Source organism: Pseudoalteromonas sp. HL-AS1 (assembly GCF_031198785.1).
Taxonomy (GTDB): Bacteria; Pseudomonadota; Gammaproteobacteria; order Enterobacterales; family Alteromonadaceae; genus Pseudoalteromonas; species Pseudoalteromonas distincta.
This window is the reverse complement of the sequence record NZ_CP133570.1, coordinates 519,409-532,273: the sequence shown is the minus strand read 5'-3', so window position 1 is coordinate 532,273 and position 12,865 is coordinate 519,409. Positions and strand designations below refer to the sequence as shown.

Genomic DNA, 12,865 nt, shown 5'->3' with positions numbered 1-12,865 from the left:
TTGCGATATTTAGTTGCATTAGTGATAGCCGGTGTAGTGACCTTTATGTTGTTTTTAGGCATGCAGGCACTTATTACTGGCGGTGAAGGCGCTATGACGGATCCGGTAAAGGGTAACGTACTTGATTTTGTTCGCTTGAAAAAAGAAGAAACCGTACAAAAAAAAGAGCGTAAGCCACAAAAGCCACCAACACCAAAAGAGCCGCCACCACCAATGGAATCACCGCAAATGCAAAATAGTGATGCTACAGCTAATGCTAACAACTTTGACTTTGGTGCAAACGTTGATGCGGATGTAAATTTAGCAGGCGGGTTAGCACTTGAAACAAGTGATGGTGAATACTTACCGATTGTAAAGGTGGCCCCTGTTTATCCGCGCCGTGCGTTATCACGTGGCATAGAAGGCTACGTTATTGTTGAATTTACAGTAACTAAACAAGGTACGGTGCGAGACCCACAAGTGGTTAAAGCAGAGCCTGAGTCACTCTTTGATAGAGCGGCGATGGATGCAGCACTTAAATTTAAATATAAACCACGCGTAGTAAATGGTGAAGCTGTTGAAGTTGCGGGTGTTCAGAACAAAATATCTTTCCAAATTAGCGGTTAATTTAGTAATTAACCACGAGTAAACGGACAGAAATGCGAGGCGATTATGAAGCTATTTATTAAATCTGTTATGAAATTAAGCCCTACAGCTAAATTTTTAAAAGTCACATTATTTTGTACCGCTGCGATCAGTACAAGTATTGTTGCTCCAAGTGCTCTAAACATGTTACCTAGCGTTAATATAGCAAGTGCATATGCAGAGCAAGAGCAAAAAACTAAACGTGTGCCAGCGCTTCGCGAAAAGGTCTACAGCCAACTCGCACGTGCCCAAAAACTTGCAGACGATGGTGATGTTAAAGCAGGCCTTGAAGCGCTTGATAGCATTCAAGAGCGAGCTTCAAGCATGAATTCGTACGAAATTGCGATGATGCATAATTTTTATGGGTTTATTTATTACAACGAAAACGATTTACCAAAAGCGATAGCTTCGTTTGAAAAGGTCGTAGCAGAGGAGGCCATTCCCGAGTCGCTTCGTTTAAGTACTACCTTTAGTTTAGCGCAACTAGCTATGGCTAATAGTGATTACACTAAAGTTATCGCATTTTTAGATGACTGGGACACTATTAACACTCAGCCTAAAACAGAAGGCTATTACTTGCTAAGGGCTCAAACATACTATCAGTTAAAGGATTATAAAAAAGGGCTTGAGTACATATCTCAAGTAATTGCTTTAAGTGATAGCGAAGGCAAAATCCCTAAGGAAAACTGGTTAGTACTACAGCGTGCAATGTATTACTCACTTAATCAAACTGATAAAGTTGTTGAAGTACTTGAGCGCATGGTAAAGCTTTATAACAAGCCTGAGTATTGGGTACAGTTATCAGGTATGTATGGTGAAACAGGGCAAGAAAAGCAGCAGTTGGCGGTAATTGAAGCAGCTTACCAGCAAGGTTTTTTAACGTCTAAATCTGATTTACGCCAATTAGCGCAAGTGTATTTATATAACGGCTTAGCATTTAAAGCCGCAGACGTTATGAGTGATGCGATTGAAAAAGGGATTGCAGAGCAAAACGCTAAAAACTATGCCTTTGTAGCTGAGGCGATGATCCAAGCAAAAGAAGACGAAAAATCAATAAAATACTTTGTAAAAGCAGCCGATTTATCACCCAGTGGTAAGTATGACCAACGCTTAGCTGAAGTATATGTTAATACTGAGCAATATGAAGAAGCGGCCGACGCAGCGCGTAAAGCACTTAATAAAGGCTCACTTGATTTTGAATCAAATGCATTTGTTGCCTTGGGTATGGCTCAGTACAACTTACAAAATTTTGATGCATCAATTTTAGCGTTCGAACAGGCAGAAAAACATAAAAAATCACAGCGTTTAGCGCAGCAATGGATTAAATATGTAAAGCGCGAGAAAGTGCATGCAGAAACATTAAGAACGGCACTGCTTTAAGCTTTAGTAATAACGTTTAAATATAATTTCATAATCGCAAATCCAAACCACACTATTTTTAGTGTGGTTTTTTTATGTTTTTAATAAACTAACTACTTGAATTTTATGTAAATAACTTTGTCATCTTATGTTTATTAAAGTGTAACTGTAATGTCATATAGCTACCGTAAGGTAGGCGCTGCTGATAACTCAAGTGACCTTAAAGCAATACTTAATGTTTTAAGGTGACTTGAGTTTATTTGAGCACCTAAAAAATAATTAAATACTTTAACGGAGTGAACAATGAAATTATCTGACTTATTCAAAGTAAGTTTGATTGCAACTGCAGTATCTTTAGCTGGTTGTGGTGGAGACTTAGTAGTATCTGAAGGCGACACAACTATTAATGAAGGTGATACAGTAACTAACGTTATTGAAGGCGGTGACGATACAAGTGGTGAAACGTCATCACGTGATGATTCACAAAATGCTACCACTGGCTTTCCTACTGATATTGATAATGCACTAACTCAAGGTTTAGCAACTGATGTTTCTAGTGAGTTTACATCTATTACAGATAAGCCCGTTTATCGCTTAGCTGCAGATACTGTGTTCACTACTGATGTTTCGTTAACAAACGACGCACACTGGATCTTAAATGGCCGTACTGCGGTTGGTAATGATCGCGCAGATAATGCCAAGCTTTATATTCAGCAAGGTACAACGATTATTGGCGAAACAGGAGATGACTTCCTAGTTGTTCGTCGCGGTTCACAAATTGAATCGGTAGGGACTGTAAGTCAGCCCATTACAATGACCTCAATTCAAGATGTTACAGCTCAAGAAACAACGATTGGTCAGTGGGGCGGTTTAGTATTATTAGGTAACGCGCCAGCAAATTCTTGCGGCGACCAAGAAGGTGAAGCAACAGCTGATGAACTTGCTAATTGTGGTGTGTCGGCTGAAGGTGATGCAGGTCAGTTTGGTGGCGATATCAGTGATGATAATTCAGGTACTTTAAAGTATGTACTTGTTAAGCAAGCCGGTAAAACGTTAGGTAATGGTGATGAGTTAAATGGTATTACGTTTGCCGGTGTTGGCTCTGCAACTACGGTTGATTATATTCAAGTACATGAAAATCTTGATGATGGTATTGAGTTCTTTGGTGGCACAGTTAATGTAAGCAATGTTGTACTTACAAATATTGGTGACGATTCGCTAGATTGGTCTTTTGGTTGGACGGGTTCGGCTACTAATGTTTACATTCAACAAGCGGCTAACGTAGGCGATAACGCTATCGAAGCTGATAACTCTGAGTTTGATTCAAGTGCAACACCATTAACTTTACCTACTATTTCAAACGTTACAATTGTGGGTGCTGAGGGCAATAACGGCATTCGTTTACGTGCGGGTACTGCTGGGGTTCTTAAAAATGTATTTGTAACGGGCCCAGCTACTTATGAAAACTGTTTACGTGTAGGCTCAGATTCAGTACCTCGTGCTGAGGATGGCACACTTACGATTACAAACTCTATTGTTGCTTGTCAAACTGCAGCGAATAACTTTGGCAGCGAAGTTATTAACGGTGGCGATGTACAATCTTGGTTTGAAGGCCAAGACGCTAACCAAACACTTACCCCAGCTGATTTAATGCTAGATGACAACGGTTATACACCTCTTGCTGGCTCGCCGCTTATTGCAAATACGCAAGTTGGTGCATTTGATGGCTCAACTAATTGGATGGAAGGTTGGACTGTTGGTATTAATGGTGGCTTCCCTACTGATATTGATAATGCGCTATCACAAGGTTTAGCCTCAGACGTATCTAGCGAATTTCCAAAAATTACAGATAAGCCAGTATATCGCTTAGCTGAAGATACAACGTTTACAGCGGATGTAACACTTACAAATGACGCACATTGGATTTTAAATGGTCGTACAGCCGTTGGTAATGACCGTGCAGATGCAACTATATTATATGTTCAAGCGGGTACAACGCTAATTGGTGAATCAGGTGATGACTTTTTAGTTGTTCGTCGTGGTTCGCAAATTAACGCAAATGGTAATGCAACTGCACCTATTACAATGACATCTATTGAAGATGTAACAGGCGCTGAAACAACAATTGGTCAATGGGGCGGTTTAGTACTTTTAGGTAATGCTCCTGCTAACTCGTGTGGCGATCAAACTGGCGAAACGACTGCTGAAGAACTTGCTAACTGTGGTGTATCTGCAGAAGGTGATGCAGGACAATTTGGTGGCGATATTAGCGATGATAACTCAGGTGTACTTCGTTATATTGTCGTTAAGCACGCAGGTAAAACTCTCGGTAACGGTGATGAGCTTAATGGTATTTCGTTTGCGGGTGTAGGCTCTGCAACAAAAGTAGAATATATCCAAGTTCATCAAAACCTTGATGATGGCGTTGAGTTTTTTGGTGGTACTGTAAATGTTCGTAACATAGTACTTACTGACATTGGTGATGATGCATTTGATTGGTCGTTTGGTTGGACAGGTCGTGCGCAAAATATTTATATTCAACAAAGTGCTGTTGGTGGTGATAACGCTATTGAAGCGGATAACTCAGAATTTGATTCAAATGCTACACCTTTAACAAAGCCACTAATTTCTAACGTAACAATTGTAGGTGCTGATGGTACTAACGGTGTTCGTTTACGTGCAGGTACAGCGGGCGTTCTACGTAATGTAGTAATTACAGGACCTGAAGGTTACTCAAACTGTTTACGTGTGGGTTCTGACTCTGTAGCAAATGCAGAATCTGGAGAGCTTTCTATTGAAAACTCAGTAGTGGCATGTAGTGAAGATAATAACTTTGGTAGTGGAGCAATTGGTGGTGGTAACGTTCAATCTTGGTTTGAAGGCCAAACAGGTAACCAAACGCTGACAGCTGCTGGCCTTAGTTTAGCAACCGATGGCTTTACACCTAAATCTAGCTCACCATTATTAGGTTCGGGTGTTGATTCGTCAGACCTTGATTCGTTCTTTACTAAAACAGATTATATTGGTGCGTTTGATGGCGATAATAACTGGATGGATGGTTGGACAGTCGCTATAACACCAAGTTTTCCTGATGATATTCAAAATGCCTTAGAGCAGGGTTTTGCTACTGATGTATCAGCAAGCTTTCCTGAAATAACAGACAAGCCAGTTTATCAGTTAACTTCTGATGTTGTATTCACTTCAGACGTAACATTAACTAACGATGCCCATTGGATTCTAAAAGGCCGTACAGCCGTAGGTAATGACCGCGCTGATGAAACGACTTTATATGTTCAATTTGGTACTACGCTTATTGGCGAGTCGGGTGATGACTTTTTAGTTGTTCGCCGTGGTTCTAAAATAGAGGCTGTGGGCAGTGCAACTCAGCCAATTACTATGACGTCTATTGAAGATGTTACTGGTGGCGAAACGACTATTGGTCAATGGGGCGGTTTAGTGCTTTTAGGTAATGCACCGGCTAACTCGTGTGGCGATCAAGAAGGCGATGCTACCGCTGATGAGCTTGCAAACTGTGGTGTGTCTGCTGAAGGTGACGCTGGCCAATTTGGTGGTAATGACCCAGAAGATAACTCAGGTACTTTAAAATACGTGGCAGTTAAACAAGCAGGTAAAACGCTTGGTAACGGAGATGAGTTAAACGGCATTACGCTTGCTGGTGTTGGTAGTCAAACAGAGCTTGATTACATTCACGTTCATGAAAATCTGGACGATGGTGTTGAATTTTTCGGTGGTACTGCAAACATCAGTCACCTGGTTTTAACTAATATTGGTGATGACTCACTAGATTGGTCATTTGGTTGGACGGGTAAAGCGCAATACGTACTTATCAAGCAAGCTGACTCAGCAGGTGATAATGCAATTGAGGCGGATAACTCTGAGTTTGATTCAAGTGCAACTCCACTCACAATGCCTACAATTTCTAATGTTACTATTATTGGTAATGTTGGGGTTAACGGTATACGTCTACGTGCAGGCACTGCGGGTATGCTTAAAAACTTGGTTGTGACAGGCGGGGCAGATTATTCAAATTGTTTACGTGTAGGTTCAGATTCAGCTCCTCGCGCAGAGGATGCTACATTAACTGTTACTCACTCAGTTGTTGCATGTGAAACAGCAAATAACTTTGGTACGCAAGCAATTGGTACTGGTAATGTTGAGTCTTGGTTCTTAGGCCAAACAGGTAACTCTGTGCAAGCAGCCACAGACCTTGGTTTAGCAGATAACGGATATATGCCTTCGGCTGAGTCATTACTGTTAGGTAATGGTTTTGATTCTTCAAGCCTAGATAGTTACTTTGATTCAGTAGATTACATTGGTGCAATGGATGCACAAACAGACTGGACAGCAGGTTGGGTTAAGGTAGGTCTTTAATCCAAACCACATTATAGCCGAGCGAAAGCTCGGCTAATGTCTTGTTTTGTTTCGGAGTATAAAAATGAAATCTTTTAAACCCTCTTCTCTTGTTCTTTGTAAACTAAATTGCGCAGTTATGGCTGCAATTATGGGGCTATCAGTAAACACAGCTATAGCAGCCGAAGCCGAAGAGCAAGAAATAGAAGAAGTAGTTGCTGTTGGCCAGCGACTAAAAGGTAGTGTAGGCGCAGTACTACAAGAGCGTCAAAATCAGGCATTTGTTGCTGATATTATGGGTGCTGATCAAATATCACGCACAGGTGATGGCGATGCAGCTTCAGCGCTTCGTCGTGTGACTGGTTTAACCTTAGTCGATGGTAAATATATTTATGTTCGTGGTTTGGGTGAGCGTTATTCAAGTACCCAACTTAATAGCATGTATGTTCCAAGCCCAGATCCCACTCGTTCAGTTGTTCCACTGGATTTATTTCCATCGGATATTATTGAAAGTTTAAGTGTGCAGAAATCGTTTTCTCCTGATATGCCAGCGCACTTTGGTGGTGGTAATGTAAATATACGCACCAAATCTATTCCTTCTGATTTTTTGTTTAAAATACAGTTAGGTACTTCATATAACACCTCTAACAGTGACACCGGTTATTTTTACAGTGGTGGTGATGATGATTGGATGGGGCGCGATGATGGTACACGTGCTTTACCTTCATTAATTTCTACAGCGCTTAAAAGTGATGCAGGACTTGAAGGTGACAGCAGTACTACGCTTGAGCAGCGTCAAGCGCTCTTACAATCTCTAGATTGGCAAGTTGGACCTAATGAGAAAGACGTTGATCCAGGCATGAATTTTTCAGTAGCACTAGGTGATAGGTTTGAGTCTGAAGTAGGTACTTTTGGCGTTCTTGCAGCTGTTTCCTATGACAATGAATGGGAAGTAGTTAAAGAGCAAAGCGGTACAAATTTAGGGAGTTTGGGCTGCGAAGATAAATGTTTTGCACAAACTTATGATGGCATATCTACTGAACAAACCGTTCGTTGGAGTGGCACATTAAATTTAGGTTATGAATTTAATAATAACCATAAATTTGAACTAACGAATATAGCGCTTCATGATATGAGTGACAGAGTACGTAATCGTGACTTTTTCGATGCTAACGAGTCAGAAGAAGGTGTTACTGAGTTACGCCGTGTTGACGTTATGTATGAAGAGCGTGAAATGTTCTCTACGCAGCTCAAAGGGACGCATAATTTTCCTGAATTAGAAAATTTATTTTTTGATTGGTATGCAGGTACAAGCCGTGCCAACAGAGATGCTCCAGGTGCATTAGATGTTGTTTTTCAAACTAACTTAAATGATGGTGTATTTGAATCAGAACAGTTACAAGATGTTGCTGCTACTAACGTAACGCGTGATTATCAAACTTTGCATGATGACGTAGATACATATGGTTGGAATATGGGCATCCCGTTTTATGGTGATGGCTATGAGTTAGAGCTTAAGGTGGGTGGCGATTTTTCTGAAAAAAAACGTGATGCAAGTAATATTCAATTTGGTATTACGCACCGTGGTATAGCTGATGACTTTACTTTTGGCTCAAACATAGACCAAATTTTTTCTGACGAAAATTTAGCTAATAGTGAGTTTTATACAAGTATTACAGGCTCTGGTATTTTTGATGATGGTACCGCAGATGGTGATAAGTACAGCGCTGCACATAAGTTAGACGCTTATTATTTTATGGCCGACTTTTTCTACGAAAACACATGGCGTATAACCGGTGGTATTCGTTGGGAAGACTTTTCTCAAATATCAGTGCCTTTTCAGGCTCATACTAATTTCTTTGATGGAACAATTGAAGAAGTGAGCGAAGTTGCAATAAAAGAAGATAACTTTTTTCCTTCTTTAGCAATTACTTATATTATGGATGAAGAAATGCAGTTTCGCTTAAACTTAAGTGAAACGACGATTCGCCCAGATATGCGTGATGTAAGCTCAACTTATTATGTTGACCCACTAACAGAGTTTTTAGTGCGAGGCTCGCCTACACTTCAAAGCTCTAAGCTAAAAAATGCTGACTTTAGGTTTGAGTGGTACATGCCTTCAGGAAACAATCTATCAGTTGCTTTGTTTTATAAAGATATTGAAAACCCAATTGAAATGGTTGAGTTAGCGGGTGTTGGTGGAGCTGCTCCGCAATTACTAACAGCAAATGCGCAGTCGGGTGAACTAACAGGTATTGAGGTAGACTTTTTAACTGACTTTAGTTTTATTCATAATGATTTATCTGCCATATTTTTATCAGGTAACGTTACTCTATCGGATTCAAGTGTTGAGCTTGGCATAAACGATGCTGATGGGGTTGATTCATTATTTGAACAACAACTAAAAGAGGCGTTGGAAGCTGACTCTGTTTCTAACATTGTTACTAATAATAAACGTCGTTTAGTTGGTCATTCTGAATGGGTAGCAAACTTACAAATGGGTTATGACTCTGCTGATGGTTTTCATTCTACCTCAGTTGTTTATAACGTGTTTGGGCCGCGCATAATCGTACCAGGTACGCGTGGTAACGAAGACGCAGAAGAAAAGTCATTTCATTCTCTTGATTTAGTTTATTCTTACTTCCCTAACTTTAATACTAAAGTTAATTTTAAAGTTAAAAATATACTTGGCCAAGAAAAAGAAATTGAACAAGAAAACTTAACACTTTGGCGTCAAGAAGAAGGCACTGAGTTTAGTTTAAGCTTTAGCTACGAGTTTTAATTTTCTACCCAAGGAAGGGGGATATAATAAAACCTAATTACCTATTAGCCCTGTATTTAATACAGGGCTTTTTTATGACTATGAAAAATATTTAAGTTCTACTTTATTCACTAGTTTTAGCGCGCTGGTGGTGTTATTTTGACGTTAATGAAAATTAAATCTCACGCAATGAATTTAATTTTTAATGTATTAAGGCATCTTTTATGAATCAAACAGTGGAACAAACAATGAAAAAAGTAGGGTTAGTCGGTTGGCGTGGCATGGTTGGCTCTGTGTTATTAGAACGTATGCAGCAGCAAAGTGATTTTGCCCATATCGACACCACCTTTTTCACCACCTCACAAGCGGGTCAACTAGGCCCTGATATAGCAGGCGACGCAAAACCATTGCTAGATGCAAGTGACATTAGCGAACTTGCTAAAATGGATATTATTGTTACTTGCCAAGGCGGTGACTACACCAATGCGGTATATCCAAAATTACGCGAGTCGGGTTGGGATGGTTACTGGATTGATGCAGCTTCAGCACTGCGTATGAGTGAGGACAGCATAATAGTGCTAGATCCCGTAAACAAAGATGTTATTGAACAAGGCTTAGAGCAAGGCGTTAAAACGTTTGTTGGCGGTAACTGTACAGTATCGCTAATGCTACTTGCATTAGGCGGTTTATTTGAGCAAGACCTAATTGAATGGGTAAGCCCAATGACTTACCAAGCAGCCTCTGGTGCTGGTGCACGAAATATGAAAGAGCTTATTGCACAAATGGGCGCTATTCATGCAAGTGTTGCCGAGCAATTAGATAACCCAAGCTCTGCTATTTTAGAAATTGATAAAATAGTCAGTGAAACAATGGCGTCAAATGACTTACCACAAGACCAATTTGGTGTGCCATTAGCGGGCAGTTTAATCCCGTGGATTGACGTACCTATGCCAAGCGGTCAGTCTAAAGAAGAGTGGAAAGCGCAAGTAGAAGCCAACAAAATTTTAGGCTCTTCTAAGCAACCAGTGCCAATTGATGGTTTATGTGTTCGTATTGGCGCTATGCGTTGTCATTCGCAAGCGATGACCATTAAATTACGTGAAGATATTAGCGTAGAAAAAATTGAAGAAATTTTAGCGTCTCATAATGAGTGGGTTAAGGTAATTCCAAACGAGCGTGAAATTAGTGCCACAGATTTAACACCGGTTAAAGTAACGGGCACTTTAAGCATTCCTGTTGGGCGTATTCGTAAATTAGCGATGGGACCAAAATACATTAGCGCATTTACAGTAGGCGATCAGCTTTTATGGGGCGCGGCAGAGCCACTTCGTCGTATGCTACGCATAATTGTTGATGGTGAGTAATACTAATTCGCAATACTTAATCAATTTGAGGGGTTAAATCTGACGTTAACTACGTTAAATATTTCTGATATAGAACAACTAAATAAAGAAATTTTTTCCATGTTATCGACACGATTTTCTTCCCTCAAAATAGATCACTTAATTAAGCGAATTGGTATAATATATAATCAGTTTTAACAAAAGGGGTTGGCAATTTGCCAGCCCTTTTTAGTTTAATGGCTTATAAAACCGCTTAAGAGGCTAAAACAATACTTTTTTATGAATGTTCACTTTTGTTTATTATTGAACTTAAGTAAACTGTTTACATTGTGCAACAGCCTATTCAAGTAATATTAATGACCTCTCACACAAATAACTTTGCCAATAAGCGATTAGCATTTGTTAGCTCCTATTTTAGTTCTGCAATTGCTATAAACACGGTTGTTTCTTGTTTTCTTATTTTTAGCAGTATTAACCACAGTGCCTCGCAAGAAAAGCTTTACTGGCTTTTTACGTTATCATTTATTTCATTACTTCGAATAGCAAGCCATGTATTTGTTAACAACACCCATGCTTTTAAATATCATCTGTATTTTATAGGTTTATTATTAACGGCTTTAACATGGGCTGCTTTTCCTATTTTGTTTTATGAAAACATGCAAATGCAGGAAAAATTTGTATCACTGGTTGTTTTTAGCTCCCTTGCTGGTGGCGGTTTAAACGTTTTAGCTTCTGATATTCGTTCCTCCTTGTCGTATATAACCTGCTTATTGGTTCCTTTTAGTATTTTATTACTTTTACAGCCTATTGAAGATGAGAATGTACTAGGTGTTTTAGGGCTCGTTTTATGGTTTATTTTGTGTTTTATAACGGCTTCACGTAGTGCAAAAGATGTAAAGTCATCAATTAATAATGGACTTAAGTTAGATCAATTTATTGAAAACTTAGAAAACGAAGTACAACTTCGTACCGAACAAATAATTTCTTTAGAGCAAAAAGACAACCTAACTAAATTGTTTAACAGGGGGAGCTTTGTTTCTAATGTTGAACTTGATTTAGCCAATCAAAATGATGATATTAAAGCTGTTTTATTTTTAGATATGGATGACTTTAAAATCATCAACGATAAATACGGTCACGATTTTGGTGATTTTGTGCTGGCCCAAACAGGTAAACGATTAGTTGAAGCACAAACCCAAGGCGACTTTATTGCTTGTCGATGGGGAGGTGATGAGTTTATTTTTTATTCTCGCACTAACACCGAAGATGAACTTTTTGACTGTGTTTTTAGATTAGTTAAAACCTTAACGAAAACAGTAAGCATGGATAGCTATCAAGTAAACCCCTCTTTTAAGGTTGGGCTGTATTTTACGCGCGAAAATTTTAATCTTGCAGAGGCGATTAAATACGCTGATGTAGCTATGTATGAAGGTAAGAAAAGCCGTAATGAAATATCAGTATTTGACGAGCGAATGCATGAATCGCTTAAAAGAGAAGAAGTACTTCGCAGCTCAATTAAAGAGTGCGTAGAAAAAGGTGACTTTCATCTGTGCTATCAACCTATTGTTGATATAAGCACAAATGAAATAACTACGTTTGAAGTACTACTTCGTTGGCAGTTTAATGATGAATTTATTCCCCCTTCAGAATTTATAGATATTGCAGAGCGATATGGAAAAATTAATATACTCGGCGAATTTGTACTAGAGCAAGCTATTGCGAGCTTAAGTAAGCTAAATACCGTAAATAGTAATATTGGATTGTCGATTAATGTGTCGGTGCTGCAACTAGAAAATCATAACTTTTTAGATTTTTTAGTTGCGCTTTTAAATAGATACGCAGTTAAACCATACAATGTGCATTTAGAAATAACAGAAACAGTCATGATTAAAAATTTACCGTATTTGTCAAAAGTGATTACGGCCATAAAAAATACCGGTGTGCGTATTTCTATTGATGACTTTGGTACTGGGTTTTCTTCTATATCGGTTTTAAAAGAGCTATCAGTTGATTACATTAAAATAGATAAATCTTATATTGATAATATTTGTGAGTGCTCAAAAGACAAAAGTATTGTATCTGCGGTAACTAACATGTCGCATATGATTGGTTGCCAAGTAATAGCGGAGGGCGTAGAAAACTCCGCTCAGTTAACGTTATTACAAAGCTTAGAAATTGATAAATACCAAGGTTTTATATTCAGTAAACCAGTTAGATTTGATCAAGCACTATCCTTGATATATTAAAGGTACTCGCTGTTTTTATTTAGTTAAGTATTACTGCATAAACCCAATTTTTTGTAGCAATTTTAAATTGGTATAACCTTTGCTGTTAATACTTAAATTAGCCACTTTAACTTCACTTAGGCTATTAACGATGTATTTTAAATACGATTTACGTAGTGTTG

At 38.9% G+C, this 12,865-nt stretch carries 6 protein-coding genes; all 6 read left to right on the top strand.

The window, feature by feature from the left end:
- The 6 genes from RB214_RS19260 to RB214_RS19235 all read left to right on the top strand — a co-directional run bounded on the left by RB214_RS19260 (position 1) and on the right by RB214_RS19235 (position 12,704).
- A complete protein-coding gene (locus RB214_RS19260) occupies positions 1-606 on the top strand; it encodes an energy transducer TonB (protein ID WP_024597386.1) in 606 nt (201 codons plus the stop codon).
- A gap of 69 nt (positions 607-675) precedes the next feature.
- Positions 676-2,004 (top strand): tetratricopeptide repeat protein, encoded by a 1,329-nt coding sequence (locus RB214_RS19255; RefSeq protein ID WP_309169464.1) that lies wholly within the window; start codon positions 676-678, stop codon positions 2,002-2,004.
- 282 nt (positions 2,005-2,286) lie between these two features.
- The gene (locus RB214_RS19250) at positions 2,287-6,375 is read left to right on the top strand and encodes a hypothetical protein (RefSeq protein ID WP_309169175.1); all 4,089 of its coding nucleotides are present in this window, start codon (positions 2,287-2,289) and stop codon (positions 6,373-6,375) included.
- Positions 6,376-6,439: 64 nt separating this feature from the next.
- Complete coding sequence (locus RB214_RS19245; RefSeq protein ID WP_309169174.1) at positions 6,440-9,136, top strand: TonB-dependent receptor domain-containing protein; 2,697 nt, start codon at positions 6,440-6,442, stop codon at positions 9,134-9,136.
- 203 nt (positions 9,137-9,339) lie between these two features.
- On the top strand, positions 9,340-10,479 hold the full coding sequence (gene asd / locus RB214_RS19240) for an aspartate-semialdehyde dehydrogenase (protein ID WP_182720332.1): 1,140 nt from the start codon (positions 9,340-9,342) through the stop codon (positions 10,477-10,479).
- 335 nt (positions 10,480-10,814) lie between these two features.
- Entirely contained in the window at positions 10,815-12,704 is a 1,890-nt protein-coding gene (locus RB214_RS19235) for a bifunctional diguanylate cyclase/phosphodiesterase (RefSeq protein ID WP_309169173.1), read from the top strand.
- Positions 12,705-12,865 lie beyond the last annotated feature (161 nt).

Bases quoted from the DNA above. Each gene is read 5' to 3' on its own strand.
- RB214_RS19255 (WP_309169464.1), top strand. From the start codon at position 676: ATGAAATTAAGCCCTACAGCTAAATTTTTAAAAGTCACATTATTTTGT.
- RB214_RS19245 (WP_309169174.1), top strand. From the start codon at position 6,440: ATGAAATCTTTTAAACCCTCTTCTCTTGTTCTTTGTAAACTAAATTGC.
- RB214_RS19250 (WP_309169175.1), top strand. From the start codon at position 2,287: ATGAAATTATCTGACTTATTCAAAGTAAGTTTGATTGCAACTGCAGTA.
- RB214_RS19235 (WP_309169173.1), top strand. From the start codon at position 10,815: ATGACCTCTCACACAAATAACTTTGCCAATAAGCGATTAGCATTTGTT.
- asd (WP_182720332.1), top strand. From the start codon at position 9,340: ATGAATCAAACAGTGGAACAAACAATGAAAAAAGTAGGGTTAGTCGGT.